At 46.4% G+C, this 17,878-nt stretch carries 19 protein-coding genes and 1 other annotated feature; all 19 genes read left to right on the top strand.

The window, feature by feature from the left end; translation table 11 throughout:
• Nucleotides 1-83: 83 nt before the first annotated feature.
• Nucleotides 84-956, top strand: coding sequence for a rod shape-determining protein MreC (mreC, locus tag PTQ21_RS30345; protein ID WP_274568293.1), 873 nt, complete (start codon nucleotides 84-86; stop codon nucleotides 954-956).
• The gene (locus PTQ21_RS30340; protein ID WP_063568118.1) at nucleotides 956-1,489 is read left to right on the top strand and encodes a rod shape-determining protein MreD; all 534 of its coding nucleotides are present in this window, start codon (nucleotides 956-958) and stop codon (nucleotides 1,487-1,489) included. Before mreC ends, PTQ21_RS30340 begins: the two co-directional genes overlap by 1 nt.
• A 74-nt stretch (nucleotides 1,490-1,563) precedes the next feature.
• A complete protein-coding gene (minC, locus tag PTQ21_RS30335) occupies nucleotides 1,564-2,226 on the top strand; it encodes a septum site-determining protein MinC (RefSeq protein ID WP_063568119.1) in 663 nt (220 codons plus the stop codon).
• A 3-nt stretch (nucleotides 2,227-2,229) separates the two neighbouring features.
• The gene (gene minD / locus PTQ21_RS30330) at nucleotides 2,230-3,024 is read left to right on the top strand and encodes a septum site-determining protein MinD (RefSeq protein WP_063568120.1); all 795 of its coding nucleotides are present in this window, start codon (nucleotides 2,230-2,232) and stop codon (nucleotides 3,022-3,024) included.
• Between the two features lie 226 nt (nucleotides 3,025-3,250).
• Nucleotides 3,251-4,135 (top strand): M23 family metallopeptidase, encoded by an 885-nt coding sequence (locus PTQ21_RS30325; protein WP_063568121.1) that lies wholly within the window; start codon nucleotides 3,251-3,253, stop codon nucleotides 4,133-4,135.
• Nucleotides 4,128-4,988: a site-2 protease family protein gene (locus PTQ21_RS30320; protein ID WP_269055416.1), complete on the top strand. Its 861-nt coding sequence runs from the start codon at nucleotides 4,128-4,130 to the stop codon at nucleotides 4,986-4,988. Before PTQ21_RS30325 ends, PTQ21_RS30320 begins: the two co-directional genes overlap by 8 nt.
• Before the next feature lie 104 nt (nucleotides 4,989-5,092).
• On the top strand, nucleotides 5,093-6,343 hold the full coding sequence (locus PTQ21_RS30315) for an Rne/Rng family ribonuclease (RefSeq protein WP_064635829.1): 1,251 nt from the start codon (nucleotides 5,093-5,095) through the stop codon (nucleotides 6,341-6,343).
• Nucleotides 6,344-6,399: 56 nt separating this feature from the next.
• Nucleotides 6,400-6,484: a sequence feature (ribosomal protein L21 leader region), on the top strand.
• 14 nt (nucleotides 6,485-6,498) lie between these two features.
• Entirely contained in the window at nucleotides 6,499-6,810 is a 312-nt protein-coding gene (gene rplU, locus PTQ21_RS30310) for a 50S ribosomal protein L21 (RefSeq protein ID WP_062328098.1), read from the top strand.
• A gap of 13 nt (nucleotides 6,811-6,823) precedes the next feature.
• Nucleotides 6,824-7,153, top strand: a complete 330-nt coding sequence (locus PTQ21_RS30305) for a ribosomal-processing cysteine protease Prp (protein WP_063568124.1) — start codon at nucleotides 6,824-6,826, stop codon at nucleotides 7,151-7,153.
• A 23-nt stretch (nucleotides 7,154-7,176) separates the two neighbouring features.
• Nucleotides 7,177-7,488 (top strand): 50S ribosomal protein L27, encoded by a 312-nt coding sequence (gene rpmA, locus PTQ21_RS30300; protein WP_024633959.1) that lies wholly within the window; start codon nucleotides 7,177-7,179, stop codon nucleotides 7,486-7,488.
• 151 nt (nucleotides 7,489-7,639) lie between these two features.
• Nucleotides 7,640-8,377, top strand: coding sequence for a Spo0B domain-containing protein (locus PTQ21_RS30295; protein WP_063568125.1), 738 nt, complete (start codon nucleotides 7,640-7,642; stop codon nucleotides 8,375-8,377).
• 17 nt (nucleotides 8,378-8,394) lie between these two features.
• Nucleotides 8,395-9,705, top strand: coding sequence for a GTPase ObgE (obgE, locus tag PTQ21_RS30290; protein ID WP_064635830.1), 1,311 nt, complete (start codon nucleotides 8,395-8,397; stop codon nucleotides 9,703-9,705).
• Between the two features lie 232 nt (nucleotides 9,706-9,937).
• Nucleotides 9,938-10,375, top strand: coding sequence for an ACT domain-containing protein (locus PTQ21_RS30285; RefSeq protein WP_024633956.1), 438 nt, complete (start codon nucleotides 9,938-9,940; stop codon nucleotides 10,373-10,375).
• 93 nt (nucleotides 10,376-10,468) lie between these two features.
• On the top strand, nucleotides 10,469-11,755 hold the full coding sequence (locus tag PTQ21_RS30280) for a homoserine dehydrogenase (RefSeq protein WP_064635831.1): 1,287 nt from the start codon (nucleotides 10,469-10,471) through the stop codon (nucleotides 11,753-11,755).
• 119 nt (nucleotides 11,756-11,874) lie between these two features.
• Nucleotides 11,875-12,945 carry a threonine synthase gene (thrC, locus tag PTQ21_RS30275; RefSeq protein ID WP_064635832.1) on the top strand — a complete coding sequence of 357 codons (1,071 nt, stop codon included), beginning with the start codon at nucleotides 11,875-11,877 and terminating at the stop codon, nucleotides 12,943-12,945.
• Nucleotides 12,942-13,910: a homoserine kinase gene (thrB, locus tag PTQ21_RS30270; protein ID WP_274568280.1), complete on the top strand. Its 969-nt coding sequence runs from the start codon at nucleotides 12,942-12,944 to the stop codon at nucleotides 13,908-13,910. Before thrC ends, thrB begins: the two co-directional genes overlap by 4 nt.
• Nucleotides 13,907-14,788 carry a prephenate dehydratase gene (pheA, locus tag PTQ21_RS30265; RefSeq protein WP_063568130.1) on the top strand — a complete coding sequence of 294 codons (882 nt, stop codon included), beginning with the start codon at nucleotides 13,907-13,909 and terminating at the stop codon, nucleotides 14,786-14,788. Before thrB ends, pheA begins: the two co-directional genes overlap by 4 nt.
• Before the next feature lie 138 nt (nucleotides 14,789-14,926).
• Nucleotides 14,927-15,811 (top strand): branched-chain-amino-acid transaminase, encoded by an 885-nt coding sequence (gene ilvE / locus PTQ21_RS30260; RefSeq protein WP_274568272.1) that lies wholly within the window; start codon nucleotides 14,927-14,929, stop codon nucleotides 15,809-15,811.
• Nucleotides 15,812-16,005: 194 nt separating this feature from the next.
• The gene (locus PTQ21_RS30255) at nucleotides 16,006-17,631 is read left to right on the top strand and encodes a LysM peptidoglycan-binding domain-containing protein (protein ID WP_274568270.1); all 1,626 of its coding nucleotides are present in this window, start codon (nucleotides 16,006-16,008) and stop codon (nucleotides 17,629-17,631) included.
• Nucleotides 17,632-17,878 lie beyond the last annotated feature (247 nt).

Here is a 17,878-nt window from a genome sequence, read left to right as displayed (position 1 = left end):
TCGACTGATATTCTCGATGGGACTATAAGTCTGACAGTCTCCCCGCCGGGCATGGCTCGGAAGAGAATAATGGATGTTAGAGGGTGGTCGAACTGTTTAAACTGCTGGGTAACAAAAGACTTTTTGTTTTGCTGGTGGGCCTTGTTACATTTATCGCGTTAATGGGCTTTACGCTCGGTCCGCGAACCGCTCTATCCTGGCCGGAGAAATTCCTGAAGGATTCAGTCGGATTTGTACAATACGTATTTTACAAGCCCGCTTCTTCTGTAGCGGGCTTTTTCAAAGATTTGGCGAACATGCGTACGGTATATCAAGAAAATGAAGAGCTTCGCATTGCAATGGGTCACTATACCCGAGATCGGCTGAAATACAATGATATGGAGCAGGTGAATGAACAGCTCCAGAAAGCTCTCAATTTTACAGAGGAACAAAAAAATCGGTATAACTACGGTTCACGAATTGCTCAAGTCATCAGTGCTAACTCTGACCCGAACAGCAGAACGATTAATATCGATATTGGTGAAAATGCGGGAATCAAGGCTGGAATGGCTGTTACTTCGCAAGAGGGGCTGGTTGGGGTTGTCAGTCATGTCAGTTCATATACGTCAACGGTTAATCTGTTAACATCCATGGACGCCAATGATCCAACATCCAACGCCATTGCAGCTACAGCGGTTGGTAAAGAAAAAGTGTTTGGTATGATCGAGAGTTATGATCCAAAATCCGGCATGCTAAAAATGACCAAGATTTCAGAGGATTCAGATATCAAAGAAGGGGATGAAATCATCTCCTCCGGGATTATCAACAATTTTCCGAAGTACATGCGTATCGGAGAAGTGGAGAAGGTTGAAAAAAGCGAATATGGTTTAACACAAACTGCTAGAATTAAGCCCTATGCAAGCTTTTTGGACTGGAAAGAGCTGATTGTGATTATTCCACCTGAGGTAAAAGAATAATGGTAACGCGCAAGCAAGTCTTATTCCTGTTACTGTTCGTTTTGTTCATTGTTGAGGGAACGATCCTTCCGCTGCTCATTCCTTCGGCCTGGCAAATGCGTATTTCTGCCAACCTGGTCTACATCGTGATTTTGTTTATTGCTGTATATCATCATCGGCACACGGCGTTGGTGCTTGGCATATTATTTGGACTCTTGCACGATGTCGTATTCTACGGCGAAATGATTGGACCATACGGATTCTCGATGGGATTATCGGCATATATGATGGGACTTATTTTTCAAGCGCCGCGTGCACCACTGCCGGTTATGGTTTCCGTCGTCCTTTTGGGAAGTCTGCTGAATGACACCATGTTATTCTTTCTGTACAAGCTCTTCCAACTCAATCATGTGACATTTGACTGGGCATTGCTTGAATACATGATTCCCAATTTGTTCATTCATTTTGTGTTCGCGCTGATCATTTATGTTCCTCTTCGGAAACAACTGGAGCGGATTGGTAAGAGAAAGAGCAAAGCACAAGAAGCTTCTTGATACATTTTATGGAGTGAGAAGCAGGAACTTGGGGACCCGGGCACGAAATGTAATGAGATGGGAGGGACAGGCTTATGACGGTAAAATCGAATCACGTAACGATTAAAGGCATCCGAGACGGCCTGGTTTTCCTGTTGGACGATCAATGTGAATTCGAGGAATTGCTCTACGAGCTCCGCTATAAGCTGGAACACAGCCATCAAAATATTTTAACCGGACCGATTGTTCATGTGGATATCAAACTGGGCAGCCGCGAAGTGACGGAGGACCAGAAAGAAGCAGTTCTTGATATATTGAAACAAAAAGGGAATTTGCTCATTCGTTCCATTGACTCACCGGCCCTTAAACCAGAGGTTAAAGGGCCGCCGCCGATTGTAACCATGTGTGGTATGGTACGTTCGGGTCAGGTGCTTCATCATGAAGGGAATCTACTGTTTCTTGGTGATATCAATCCGGGGGGCACAGTAACGTGTACCGGAGATATATATGTTTTGGGTTCACTCAGAGGCATGGCTCACGCTGGAATTGGTGGGGACGAAGACTCGATCATTGCTGCTTCGGTGTTTGCACCAACGCAGCTGCGGATCGCTGACATCATCAGCCGTCCTCCCGATGAGTGGGAGAGCCGAGAGACCGGAATGGAATTTGCTTATTTACAGGACAATCAGATGCAGATCGACAAGATGAGCAATATCGTTCGGTTGCGCCGAGATTTTAATGTGTTTAAAGGAGTGTAGCTCATGGGAGAGGCGATCGTGATCACTTCGGGTAAAGGCGGCGTGGGTAAAACAACCACCTCGGCAAACATCGGGACAGCGCTGGCGCTGCTCGGCAAAAAGGTTTGTCTGGTAGATACCGATATCGGCCTTCGCAATCTGGATGTCGTGATGGGACTCGAAAACCGGATCATTTATGATCTGTGCGACGTTGCAGACGGCCGCTGCCGACTGAATCAGGCTTTGGTCAAAGATAAACGTTTTGAAGAATTATATATGCTGCCTGCAGCACAAACGAGAGATAAGAACTCTGTGTCACCAGAACAAGTGAAGGATATTATTCTCGAACTAAAAAAAGATTTTGAATACGTCATTATTGATTGTCCAGCCGGAATTGAGCAGGGGTTCAAAAATGCGGTTGCAGGAGCTGACCAGGCCATTGTGGTCACTACACCAGAAAATGCGGCTGTGCGTGATGCGGACCGTGTCATTGGTTTGCTGGAGAGTTCGCACATTAAATCGCCAAAATTGGTTGTGAACCGTATCCGTAACAATATGGTTAAATCAGGCGACATGCTCGACATTGACGGCATTTTACAAGTACTTAATATTGATCTGATCGGGATCGTTCCTGATGATGAACTTGTCATCAAGGCAGCCAACTCGGGAGAGCCCACAGTAATGAATCCGGATTCACTTGCGGCCATTGCCTATCGAAATATTGCCCGTCGTATTCTGGGAGATACCGTTCCTCTGATGCAATTGGAGCAAAAAAAGGGTGCTTTCACACGTTTTAAGAAGTTTTTTGGAATGGGTTAACTGGCTCTTCCTTATCACATTTATGTATGACAGCCGTGGCCCTCAAGCCCGGCTTTTTGATTATTATGGAGCCTTTGATTAAAGGCGACTTGTATAGAACAGGATATGTACTTCACAGGAGGACTCCACGGTGTGGGGTTATTTTTGCTTCCAGCCGAAGCTTGTTCATATTATGAACGAGCCCCTCATAAGATGTAGTAAACAAGCCTCGGCGGGAGGACATTCCATGAATACGAAACTCAGAATCAAGCAGAGAAGAGAAGAGCGCATTCGGCGGTTAATGGATGGTGCTACGGAAGAAATTATGCAGCAGCGAGAATCGGGCTCGGTATCCGATAAGCGTTCATCTGCGCAACGTAATCCTTTCTCGTCTATGGATATACAAGAAAATCTACGAACGGCAAGATCTTCGTTGGCGGAACAGGAAAGAGATCCGGAGTGGCTGTGGAAAAAAGAGAATGGGCATTATGGTCCTGGCGGACATCCACGCTTTAATCTGATGAAGTCATTCGTGGGACGAACGGTGGTTAGCATTTTATTATTCGGCGGTGTCTGGGGATTGTTTCAGTTGAACACCTCATGGACGACACCTGCCAAAACCGTAATCGCCGATGTGCTGCATCGGGATATGGATTTTGCTTATGCTGCTGCTTGGTACGAACGGCATTTTGGTGGAACGCCGTCATTCCTGCCTGTTCTTGGACATACCACCGATCCTGTGAACGGCTCGGGAATTCGACATCTGCTCGGCAAACCGATCTCGGGAACTGTCGTTCAGCCTTTTGCTCTGAGCATGAAAGGCATTGAGATTGTTCCTGAAGCTGGCGGTACGGGACTTATTCAAGTAGTTAGTTCAGATGCCGGACGAGTACTTCAAGTATTGGATGATCCGGAAAATGGGACAACGGTTGTAATCCAGCACTCTGGTCAAGTCACAGCGATATACGGACGCTTGAACGAGAGTGAAGTCCAGGTGAATGATTGGGTAGAAGCGGGTGACGCGGTCGGCAGCATAAAGGAGACTGGAAATGATCAACCTGCCACATTGTATTTCGCTGTAAAAGAGGGCGAGCAGTACGTAGACCCTGCGGAAGTGGTTGCCCTTGATTAGGTTGTGGGGTGTACGTATCTCGTTTCATCCTTTTTTTGTGATTATCATGATGGCTTCCCTGTTGACTGGCAACTTTATTGAACTCATCACGCTGTTTGCCATCGTTTTTATTCATGAATGTGGACATGCTGCAGCGGCAGCCCTTCTGGGCTGCCGTGTCCTTTCGATACAGATGCTTCCTTTTGGCGGCGTCGCCGTTATTGAGGATGCCGGAAATATTACAGCCCGGCGGGAGATCATTATCGCTTTGGCAGGTCCTTTTCAAAATATGCTCATGGTTGGAATCGTTTTGTTGCTGAAGTATGGGAACCTGGGAGACCCGCTTTTTTTGGATTATATTATACAGGGGAATCTGCTGATTGCCCTATTTAACCTGCTACCCGTGTTGCCGCTGGATGGCGGTAAAATTGTACAGGCACTCGTTAGTCTTGCTGCTCCCTACTATACGACATTGATGTGGACTTACAGAATCAGCATTCTGTGTAGCGCAGGGGTTATCTTGGTTGCCATCGGTCGCTGGTTTACCGGTGATTACGGGCTGCCGTTAAATATCCTGTTGATCGGAATTTTTCTGTTCTATTCCAATGTGACCGATTACCGTAATATTCCCTACCGGTTTATCCGATTTCTGATGAATCGTGAAAGTGCATTCACCCGTCATGCGTCTACAGGCAGTTTGGCGCAGCCGATAATCTCATTTCCGGCGAAACCTTTGGAGACTATTTTGCGTCTATTAAAGAGAGAAAGATACCATATGATATATGTGATGAATAGACAGGGAAGAATCATGGCCGTTTTGCCTGAGCAGCGAATCATCGGTTCTTATTTCAAACAAGACACGGATAAGTTGTAGCATCTTGGTGGATCTGTCCTGAATTGGGTTAATACATGTACAATGAGTATGCAAAGATACAGAATGGATGTGGATGAATTGAATTGTCTTCTAGAGGTGAAGCCATGAAACAAATGATTGTACATAATGAACATAACCTCATGCAAATGGCGCTTCTGGAAGAAGGCAAAGCTGTAGAATTCATGGCAGAGCGTACACGCGAGCGTGGACTGCTGGGTTCGTATTTCAAAGGACGGGTAGTGAACGTGTTACCAGGTATGCAAGCTGCTTTTGTGGATATCGGTCAGAAAAAGAATGCTTTTCTGTATGTGGACGATGTATTGCATCCCAATCTGGAGAAACAACCCAAAGTGAAGCCTTCAATTTCGGAGCTGCTTCGTCCAGGTCAGGATGTAATCGTCCAGGTCCTGAAGGAGCCAGTAGGAAGCAAGGGAGCCCGGGTGACGACTCATTATTCGCTGCCGGGCCGATGGCTTGTCTACATGCCTTTAGCGGACTATGTAGCCGTCTCTAAGAAAATTGCCCGTGAGGGCGATCGTTCCCGCCTCAAAACGCTGGGTGAACAACTGAGACGGGACGAAGAGGGGCTTATCATACGAACTGTATCCGCAGAGGAACAGAGGGAAGCCATTCAGGCCGACCTGGAAACATTACGTGAGCAGTGGCGTCTGATTCGTGAAAAAGCGGATAGTTTGCCTTCACCAAGCCTGCTGCATCGAGATCAAAGTATGGTTCAGCGGATCATTCGTGATGTGTATACGCCTGGCAGCGATGAAGTCATTACGGATAATGAAGCACAAGCCCGTGAATTGAGTGCTTTGCTGGAGGAGATCTGTCCAGGCCATCAACCTAAAGTACAGGTGTACAGGGGAGAAGAATCAATTTTTGCTGCTTATCGTGTGCAGGAGCAGTTGAACAGGGATTTCGCCCGCAAGATATGGCTGCCTGGAGGTGGATATATTGTCCTTGATCATACCGAGGCGCTCACTGTAGTCGATGTCAATACAGGCAAGTACACGGGAGCAGGCGGCGACAGTCTGGAAGAGACCGTAACGGAGACGAACATGCAGGCAGCGGTTGAGATCGCCCGTTTAATGCGTCTTCGGGATATCGGTGGCATGATTATTGTGGACTTCATTGATATGGAGGAAGCGATGAATCGGCATGAAGTTGCGGCAACGCTGGAAAATGAACTCAAGAAGGATCGAACCAAGGCTTTTGTAATGGGTTGGACCAAGCTGGGATTGCTTGAACTTACCCGTAAGAAGGTACGGGAAGAGAGCACGCTCCCTTACGTGGAGCCGTGTTCTTCCTGTCATGGGACAGGCAAAAGATATATTTCGCCGTTGCATTGATTTTTAGTATAGTTGGTGGTATAATCATCAGGTATGTGTTTAGCCTATTGGTCTTGCACATGCTGTAACCGCACTGGCCGGGTACAAGAACAGTTCCGCAAGGACACTGTCACCTGAGACCGGGCGAGTCTGAGACATGAGGAGGTGCAAGGCAAATGTACGCAATTATTGAAACAGGTGGCAAACAGTACAAAGTCCAAGAGGGCGATGTTCTGTTCATCGAGAAATTGACTGCGAACGATGGCGAAAGCGTAACGTTCGACCGTGTCCTGGCTGTATCTAACGATCAAGGTTTGACAGCAGGTACACCATTGGTTTCCGGAGCAACTGTAACGGCTAAAGTGGAGAAACATGGCAAAGGACAAAAGGTTGTTGTATACAAATACAAACCTAAAAAGAACTACCATGTGAAGCAAGGTCACCGTCAACCGTATACAAAAGTAACTATTGAAGCAATCAAAGCGTAAGAAGGTGCGATAAGTGATTATCGTTCAAATCTTTCGTAATGATGACGGGAGCATCGATCGTTTCTCCATCAAAGGGCATGCTAATTTTGCCAAGCGAGGAGAAGACATCGTATGTGCCGGGGTATCCGCTGTTACAGTGGGTACGGTGAACTCGATTGAAACACTGACTGGTGTCGAAATGGACGCCAAGATGAAGAATGGCTTTTTAAGCGCTTCTTTACCGGTGTTGGAGAAAGACGGAACCTGGTCCCAGGTACAATTGCTACTCGAATCCATGGTGCTTATGCTCACTGATATTGCAGAGTCATACGGAAAGTATATTCAGATAGAGCAAGTCAAATAATCAAAGAAGGAGGACAACCAATCATGTTGAAATTAAATCTTCAGTTATTTGCATCGAAAAAAGGTGTAGGTTCCACGAAGAATGGTCGTGACAGTAACGCACAACGCCTTGGCGTTAAACGTGCTGACGGACAAACAGTAACTGGTGGTAGCATTCTCGTTCGCCAACGCGGAACGAAAATTCACCCAGGTACTAACGTGGGTATCGGTAAAGATGACACTTTGTTTGCGAAAGTTGACGGCGTTGTGAAATTCGAACGTTGGGGACGCGATCGTAAAAAAGTAAGCATCTACCCTGTGAATGTTGCTCCAGTAGCAGCTGCAGTAGAAGCATAATATCGGCATTCCGCCTAAGGAGCCTTCGGCATTTTTGCCGGAGGCTTTTTGTATTTATAGGTTATTTGATAATGAACTGGCAGAAAAGACATGTTATACTTGGTTACGGTGGGGTTTAAACCAACCGAGTTTTGTAGAACGGGGAGAAGCCATGAAATCTTGGAAAAGAGTGCCCTGGATTGCGGCATGTTCACTTCTGATTCCTTTGGTTTTCGTTATGCTGTATCCAGTGATTATTTCAATAGCTGTATACGCATTGTGGTCCGTCGCGGTGCTTTTTGTTTCTGTGAATGTGATGAAGAGACAAGCAGAGGCGGAACGCAGAACCATCATACAATCTATGGAAAAGACAGCAATTGCATCATTAAATCATCATAGGCATGATTGGATGAACGATCTTCAGGTATTGTATGGATATCTTAGACTGGGCAAACTTGATAAATCAGTGCAATGTGTGGAAAGAATAGTAGAGCGGGTTAACGAAGAAAGCCGAATCTCCAGATTGGGTATTCCTTCACTCGTATTTTATCTTCAATCTTTCCGGACCAGTGGAGTCGCTCTGGAATTGCATGTGGTCGTAGAGGAAGAGTTGCAGCTTAGTGCTCTGGTCTCTCCCGAGGATGGCGAGTCGCTTACGGGGGCGATTGCCGATGCGATTCGAGCCTATCAATATGGCGGCGGCCGGTCGTCTTGGGGAGAGGTTCGCAAACTGACCTTGAACTTCGGACAGGATCACGGAGATGTGGTTGTCCGGCTGGATGGGGATCAAACACCCGATCCGGAAACATTGCGGCAGCTCAATGCCGTACTCAAAGGAAAAAAAGTCAGAACGGAGCAGCTTCCGTCTGAGGATACGTTTATACAATTCAGAATGCCTTGCGGAATATAGGAAGAAGGGGTTAACCAATGTTTGTAGATAAAGCGAAGATTTATGTGAAAGCCGGAGACGGAGGGGACGGAATTATTTCGTTTCGTCGTGAGAAGTATGTACCGAACGGCGGACCTGCCGGGGGTGATGGAGGCAGAGGAGCTGACATCATTTTCCGTGTGGATGAAGGTCTGCGTACGTTAATGGATTTCCGTTACCAGCGTCACTTCAAGGCCCCTCGTGGTGAGAAGGGACGTAATAAAAGTCAGCATGGCGCGAACGCTGAGAACATGATTGTACGTATTCCACCTGGAACCGTGATTTTGGATGAAGACAGTGGAGAAGTACTGGCTGATTTGACACGTCATGGTCAACAGGTTGTTGTTGCTCGTGGCGGACGAGGCGGACGGGGAAACATTCGTTTTGCCACGCCTAACAATCCAGCGCCAGAACTGGCCGAAAATGGCGAAGAAGGTCAAGAACGTTACATCGTACTTGAGCTTAAGGTCATGGCAGATGTCGGTTTGGTTGGTTTCCCAAGTGTCGGGAAATCCACGCTGTTGTCTGTTGTTTCGGCAGCCAAGCCAAAGATTGGAGCATATCATTTTACAACCATTACACCTAACCTGGGTGTTGTTGGTGTAGGTGAAGGCCGTAGCTTTGTTATGGCCGACTTGCCGGGCCTGATTGAAGGTGCTCACGAAGGTATTGGGCTTGGACATGAGTTCTTGCGTCACGTAGAACGTACACGCATTATCGTTCATGTCGTTGATATGTCTGGTTCAGAAGGACGTGATCCGTTCGAAGACTGGCAGAAAATCAACGAGGAACTCAAATTGTACAATCCTGTCCTCGCTGAGAGACCACAAGTTGTAGCAGCCAATAAAATGGACATGCCGGATTCCGAAGCTAATCTGGAAGAGTTTTTGCAGAAGGCTCGTGAAGTTCAACCGGATATTGAAGTTATGCCTATTTCGTCCCTGACACGGAAAGGGATTCAAGAGCTCCTGTATCGTGCGGCTGATCTGCTGGATCAAATTCCGGACGAGCCAGTGGTTGAAGAAGTTGCTGACTTATCCGAACGCAAAGTGTACAGCTTGGACAAAAAAGAGGACGATGGTTTCCGTATTGTACGGGAGAATGAAATCTTCGTAGTCGAAAGTGCCAAGATTGAACGTATGATGAAACGGATGCAGCTGAATTCGCATGAAGCAATTCTCAAGCTGGCGCGTACATTGCGCTATATGGGTGTGGATGCGGAATTGCGTAAACGCGGAGCTGAAGAAGGCACCATTGTGCGCATTGGCGAGTTTGAGTTCGAATTTGTGGAAGGCAGCAGCTATTATTAAGATAGAAGTGCAACCCTTACGAATATAAAGGATTAAAACATATACGCAGAGAAGTGGGAGTTTACCCGCTGCTCTGCGTTTTTTTATTTTTCCTTACCTGCACGTGGGATAAACTTGTATACTGTTAGGAATAGTTTTTCAAAAATAGACATGTGAGGTATTGCCCTTTTGAGACAGATCCTATATAATGTCCACTATATGAATACATGAGTCTTTGAGGAGAGGACGTTCTGTGAATGAACGCTATTACTTAGTACGGGAAGACATTTTGCCAGAGGCTGTGGTGAAGACCATGCAGGTAAAAGAACTGCTAGCTTCCGGGGATGTCAAAACAGTTCATGAGGCGGTTGAACAGGTTGGATTAAGCCGAAGTGCTTTTTATAAATACAAGGATGGCATCCATTTGATCAATCAGCTTGAACGGGAGCGAATTGTAACGATCTCCATTGATTTGGAGCATCAGTCAGGAATATTGTCTCGTGTGCTCGGACATGTAGCTGGTTATGGAGCCAACGTGCTAACCATTAATCAAAGTATTCCGCTCCAGGGGAGAGCCAATGTTGTCATTTCAGTGGAGACATCACACCTCCATGGGGAAATCGGAGAAATGCTCGATCGGATGCAGGATATGCCCGGGGTTCGACGCACGCGCATTGTAGGCCAAGGTTAATTAGACGTTATCGTAAAACGTTTAGGAATAAGTTGTATGTATGGTTAAATCGTACAGGGGTGAAGGAGAAAAGACATTGGGGGTAGATCGTTAGTGAAACCGGTAAAAGTGGGATTGTTGGGTCTGGGTACGGTGGGGACTGGGGTCGTTCGCATCGTGGAAGGAAATCAGGAGGATCTGAGCAGTCAGGTTGGATCACCGATTGTTATAGAGAAGATTGCAGTGAAGAATACGGAAAAAGATCGTGTCATTGCTGTAGACCGTGCGAAGCTCACTGAAGATCCTTGGGAAGTCATTCGTCACCCGGATATTGATGTTATCGTGGAAGTTATGGGCGGCATTGATCAGACCAAAGAGTACATTCTTGAAGCACTGGAGCGGGGTAAGCATATTGTAACCGCGAACAAGGATTTAATGGCACTGCACGGTTCCGAGATTTTGGCCAAGGCACAGGAAAAGCAATGTGATGTATTCTACGAAGCGAGTGTGGCTGGGGGCATTCCGATCATCAGAACGCTGATTGAAGGTTTCTCATCCGACCGGATTACCCGCATTATGGGGATTGTGAACGGAACAACGAACTTTATTTTGACCAAAATGAGCCAGGAAGGCGCCTCATATGAAGAGGTTCTGGCCGAGGCTCAAGCACTCGGATACGCAGAAACCGATCCAACTTCGGATGTCGAAGGACTCGATGCAGCTCGCAAAATGGCGATTCTGGGCACTTTGGGCTTCCGTACCAATGTGGAACTGAAAGACGTAACCGTTAAGGGGATTACATCCGTGACCCGTGAAGATATTACGTATGCCAAAAGACTTGGCTATGAGATGAAGCTACTAGGTATCGCGGATCGTCGGGATGATGAGATCACCATTAGTGTTCAGCCAACGATGGTAAGACAGAATCATCCGATTGCATCCGTCAATGGGGTGTTCAACGCTGTGTATGTACATGGCGAAGCTGTAGGTGAGACGATGTTCTACGGTGCGGGTGCAGGTGAGCTTCCGACGGCAACTTCTGTAGTAGCGGATATCGTGGCTGTGATCAAAAACCTGAAGCTGGGTGTGAATGGTCTTAAAGCCATTGTGCCTTATAAACAGAAGCGCCTGCAAAGTGACGAGCACATTATGTCGAAAAACTTTATTTTGCTGCATGTAGATGACAAGGCAGGGGTACTGGCGCAGATTACACAAATCTTCGCTGAATACGAAGTCAGCCTAGCTTCAGTCGTGCAACAGCCGAACGAGCATAACCCGGATGCTGAGATCATCATTGTTACGCATAACGCTAGCAAGGCAAGCATGGATAAAGTGTTGAAACACTTTGAATCCCTTGCCGTCATTCGTCGAATTAAGAGTGTGTACCGGGTAGAAGGATAATTTGTCCCCAAATTCCGGTTTGAATTTTCAGATCTAAATCCAAGTTTAAGGTACACGTTTAACCATATAGATGTATGCAATCATATTCCTATTATTAACGACAAAGGAGTTTACCCACAATGAGATATCAAGGATTACTGCAAACGTATAGAGAGCACCTTCCGGTTAATGAAAACACGCCACTGCTTACGCTTCATGAAGGAAACACACCCCTGGTTCATGCGGAGAATCTGTCCGAGGAACTCGGATTGAATTTATATTTCAAATATGAAGGTCTGAATCCGACTGGTTCATTTAAAGACCGCGGAATGGTTATGGCTGTTGCTAAAGCGATGGAAGAAGGCAGTCGCACGATCATGTGTGCATCGACAGGTAACACTTCGGCGGCAGCAGCAGCCTATGCGGCTCGTGCTGGTCTGAATTGTATTGTATTGATCCCGAATAACAACATTGCGCTGGGTAAACTGGCTCAAGCTATGATCTATGGAGCCAAGGTAATTGCGATTAATGGCAACTTTGACCGTGCATTGGAAATTGTGCGTGAGATTACAGCCAAACATCCAATTACGCTCGTGAACTCCGTGAATCCGTTCCGAATTGAAGGACAGAAAACGGCTGCATTTGAAGTGATTGAACAGCTTGGTCAAGCACCTGATGTACTTGCAATCCCGGTGGGTAACGCAGGGAACATCTCGGCTTACTGGAAAGGATTCAAGGAGTATAAAGAAGCAGGCAAATCGAATTCCCTGCCACGTATGGTCGGTTTTGAAGCGGAAGGCGCGATGGCGATTGTCAAAGGTGAACCGATTCTTGAGCCTGAAACCGTAGCAACAGCTATTCGAATTGGTAATCCAGCAAGTTGGAAAACCGCTGTAGCTGCAGCTGAAGAGTCTGGCGGACAGATTAATTATGTAACTGACGAAGAAATTCTGACAGCATATCGTACGATCGCCGCGCGTGAAGGGATTTTTGCTGAACCTGCATCCGCTGCTTCCGTTGCTGGTGTATACAAACTGAAGAGTGAAGGGTACTTTAAAGGCGGAGAAACTGTGGTTTGTGTACTGACAGGACATGGTCTAAAAGATCCTAATATTGCAATCAAAACGGTAGCGACTGAGCCGCTTGTTGTGGAAGATTCCGAAGAAGCGGTTATGGCGGCAATTGCACAATTGGAGCAACAATCCGTATGAGTTTGCAGCAAAGGGTAATCGTTAAGGTACCTGCAAGTACAGCCAATCTGGGTCCAGGGTTTGATACCCTGGGCATGGCATTGTCTCTGTATGCATGGCTTGAGATGAAACCGGCTGAGCAGACAACATTTCATTTACATGGAGATCATCTGACGGGTCTGCCAACAGATAAATCCAATTTGATATATGAAGTTGCACAGATGGTGTTCAACGAAGCTGGAATCTCCGTGCCGGAGTTGGAGATTTCCATGTATTCCGATATTCCGCTTACTCGGGGACTGGGAAGCAGTGCATCCGCCATCGTGGGTGCGTTGGCTGCTGCTAATGCTTTAATTGGTACTCCGTTATCTGATGCCAAGCTTCTGGACATGGCTACGTCGCTGGAGAAACATCCGGATAATGTAGGAGCTTCACTATATGGAGGTATCATTACAGCAGCATGGGATGGCAGTCGGGTAGACCATATTCGCATTGAGCCGCATCAGGATTTGCAGACGTTGGTCATCGTACCGGACTTCGAGTTGTCCACTTCGAAAGCAAGAAATGTAATTCCACAGCAGTTTGACAAGTCTGATGTTATTCACAACATAAGCAGATCATCCTTACTCGTTGCAGCTTTGGCAAGTGGGAGATTGGACATGATTCAAAAGGCGATGTCTGACCGGATTCATCAACCCTACAGGGCATCTTTGGTACCCGGTATGGCTGAAATCCTTGAACATGCGGTCAATCATGGAGCCCTGGGGGCTGCTTTGAGTGGAGCCGGACCTACCGTTTTGACGTTGGTAGATCGTCATGACACTCGTAAGCTCGAACTGGAGCAATATTTGATAGACACAATGAGCCGTGAAGGTATCACTGCTTCTGCATTGTGGTTGGATCCGGATCTGGACGGTGTTACCGTGCTGCCTGATCAAGATGAAAGTCCTTTTATGGACAGAGTTAAAGGGGAAGTTAACGCATGAAACGAATTGCAGTATTACCTGAAGGTTCAGTTTCTCATGAAGCAGTAGATTTTCTGTTTAATGGGGAGCCTTTGGAATTGCTTCATTCCAAACTGATTTCTGATGTTTTCCGGGCTACGGATAGTGGAAAGTCCCAGTATAGTGTCATACCTATTGAGAATACGATTGAAGGCTCCGTTAGTTTGCATATGGACTGGCTGGTTAACGAAGTGGATATTCCGATGCAAGCAGAATGGGTTTATCCATCCATCCAAAATGTCATTGGGCATGGATCTGAGTTCAGGACAGAGAGTGGTGAATATGATTTCGGGAAAATTACGAAGATCATGTCCCATCCTGTAGCGATTCCACAGTGCCAGAATTTTATTCGCCTGCATTCACCTGGAGCAGATCTTGAGGGTGTTAACAGTACAGCGGAAGCTGTGGAGATTGTTAAAAAAAATCCTGGCAAAGGCTGGGTCGCGATTGGTACAAGGCTGGCTGCACAGAAGCATGGTTTGGACATTATGGCTGAACGGGTTACCGATCATGACAACAACTATACTCGTTTTGTGTTGATAGGCCATGAGCCTGTTCAGATACCACGAGAGCCTGATCATGTGAAAACCAGTTTGCTGGTTACATTGCCTGAAGATGCACCGGGTGCATTGCATCAGGTGCTTTCGGCTTTTGCCTGGCGGAAGCTGAACTTGACCCGATTGGAATCTCGTCCAACGAAGAAGAGGTTGGGGAGTTATTATTTTTACATTGATGTTGAAGAAAGTGCAGATTCGGTATTGCTTACCGCAGCCATGGCTGAGATTGAGGCTTTGAATTGTCAGGTACGTGTTCTTGGCAGCTATCCGTGTTATACATATCCTTCGTTAAAAACGACCTGAATCAGGACGTACATTGGTGAAGGTTGTCATAAGACTGGGTAATGTGTGCAAGAACAGCTTGTCATTTGTTGTCCAATGAGCGAGATAAATGTAGTTTCGGAATCAGGGGATGGAAATTTTATGGAGGTGCAGTCATCGGTGTCAGAACAATGGATTTACTTGGATGGTCGATATGTGACCAAGGAGAATGCAACCGTTTCGGTATATGATCACGGATTTTTGTATGGAGACGGTATTTTCGAAGGTATTCGTATTTATAACGGTAACATTTTCAGATGCAAAGCGCATTTGGATCGTTTGTACGATTCAGCTAAATCCATCAGTCTGAACATTCCGTTGTCTTATGATGAGATGCTGGAAGTGATGGCTGAAACGGTACGTCGCAATGATATGCGTAACGGTTATATTCGTCTGATCGTTTCACGTGGACCTGGTAACTTGGGTCTTGACCCGCTGCGCTGCCCTAAAGCGTCCGTTATTATCATTGTTGAGCAACTCGCGATCTATCCGGAGGAAGCGTATCTTACTGGGCTGAAAGCTGTGTCTGTATCGCAGCGCCGCAACATTCCTGATGCACTTAATCCAAAAATTAAATCATTGAACTATCTGAACAACATTCTTGTTAAAATTCAGTCTAACTATTCAGGTGCCGGTGAAGCGATTATGCTGAATTCCCAAGGTTACGTTACTGAGGGTTCAAGTGATAACATCTTCATCATCAAAAGTGGTGTAGTCTATACGCCACCTTGTTATCTTGGTGCACTAGAGGGGATTACACGCCAGGCCATTATCGATCTGTGCGGTGAGCTGGATCTTGAATTAAAAGAAGTGCCATTTACGCTACATGATGTGTACATTGCCGACGAAGTCTTCTTCACTGGAACAGCCGCAGAAGTTATTGCTGCATATGAGGTGGACGGCAGAACGATTGGAACGGGTGTTGCAGGTCCTGTAACCTTGAGATTGCTGGAAGCGTTCCGTCAAATTGTCGACAAAGACGGTTACAAAGTTTGGGAAGATTAAAAGGAACGAACTGAATAGGGAAGCAGGAAATCCTTCTTGTCTCAGAAAATCAGCATACCTGAAGTATGCGATTTTTGGGGCGGGAAGGATTTTTTTTGCTTAGTTGATGTCATTGGCCCAATTTCTGCATAGGATGTAGTAACGGTATGGGCGAATGCACTGCCCAAGTATCACGTCTAGGAGGTTAGTTCCAAGTGAAAATACACATGGTGAAAAAAGGCGACACATTATATCTGCTGTCCCAAAAATATAATGTAGCGTTGGACAAAATTATCGCAGCTAATCCCCAAATTGCAAATCCTGACAAGTTGGAGATCGGCATGAAGGTCAAAATCCCTGCGGAGCCTGTAACACCAAAGCCAGAAGGCGTGTTGCACAGTCATAAAGTCCAGCAAGGAGATTCGTTGTGGAAGTTGTCACAGGCTTGGGGAGTTCCGTTGAAAGATATGATCAATGCGAACCCGCAATTGAAAAATCCTAATGCTCTTCTTGTAGGGGAGACTGTGTACATTCCATCAGCGAATGCACCGGGGAATGCGGCTTCAGAGAATGGTGCCTCATCCAATGTTGCTCATGAGAAGCTGTCTCCTGAAGGGAAGGAATACACGGGAGTTAAAGAAGAAACGGCTCCAGTCGTACCAGTAGTCCCAGTACCTGAACCAGCTCCTGTACCGGAAGTCTCCAATGTGGTTCCGGCTCCTGTACCTGCAAATCCGGTCGTACCTAATATCAAGCCAGAAGTGGAAGTGTTACCTCAGTTACCTGAAATTCCTGAAGAGAAACCGCAGAAGGAAGCTCAGAAGAAAGAAAATACCAAATCTGAAGTGCAATTAAAACCGATAACTGAAGCGCCGACGTATACGATGCCTAATATCTCACCTGAAGTCCTGCCTTTACCTGTAATACCTAACAACACGAAATGGCCTACAGAAGTAGCTCCTGCGACCAAAGCTCCATGTGGTTGCGGCAGTAAAATGCTGCATGCTCCTGCCGAGCATCCCTATGCCCAAGTTCCTGTACCTGCACAAGAGGTATACACTGCTCCACAAAACATGTATACGGCTGGGGCGAACGACAATGCTACATTCCCAGGTATACCTGAAGTGAGTCCTTACTCCATAGGTAATACATCCAACACGCCTTGGAGCGGCGCGGAGTATAATCATAACAACATTATGCCAAACGTATCTGCTGAGATGCAGAACAACTCGTATCCGATCGCTCCATCAGGTCAAGTGAACAGCCCATACCCTCCATTTGCGGCCAATGAGCATATGAACCACCAACCGCCTCATATTTCTCCTTACTCTATGCTTCCGTACCCGCCATGCGGATGTGGCAACCATCATATGCCTAACCATCAATACGCACATCCCTCACATAACTACCAGAACCCAGCGTGGGGCACATACAATCCTTATGGGATGCAACCCGAAATGACCACATCCATGATGCCTAATCAGCCATTGGAGTATGCCTATCAAAATCCATACCCTACTCAGAACATGGTGCCGCCGTCTCCATTGGGTGCATTTGGTGAACTGTATCCTCCACAAGGTAAGGGGGGAGGCAAAAAGGGTGGACGTGACGAGGCTAACTTAAGCCAGTCCTCTACAGAGAGTGAGGCTGAGTTTAATCTTGAAGCAAAGCCTAAACAATCAGCCAAAACAGGAACTGCGAAACGCAGAACAGCCAAACCTGCTGCTAAATCTAAATCTAAAGTATCTGTATCCGGGAAACAAGCAAGAGAGCGCACAGGGATAACCACTAAACGTAGTTCTAACAATAAAAAGCGTAGAAATCCCTGGATACAGCAATAACACTGTAAAGTAAACGGAAAACCGTTAATCTTCAAAAGGCCGACTCTGAGAAGAGTCGGCCTTATGAGTTTGTATGGAGAGCATGGTAATCCTACTATAGTATGGAAGTGTCACGTTTGTAGAATTCTTTAGCAGTTATCAAGAAAATCCATGAATGTGGACGGGATTGTTAGGGGAATAGAGCCTTATATTCGCTATAGTTTTATTGGGGGCATTGGGGACTTAGAATCTATTAAATGTTTTTTTG

The sequence above is a fragment of the Paenibacillus marchantiae genome, assembly GCF_028771845.1.
GTDB classification, from domain to species: domain Bacteria; phylum Bacillota; class Bacilli; order Paenibacillales; family Paenibacillaceae; genus Paenibacillus; species Paenibacillus marchantiae.
This window is presented reverse-complemented; position numbering and strand designations above follow the sequence as displayed.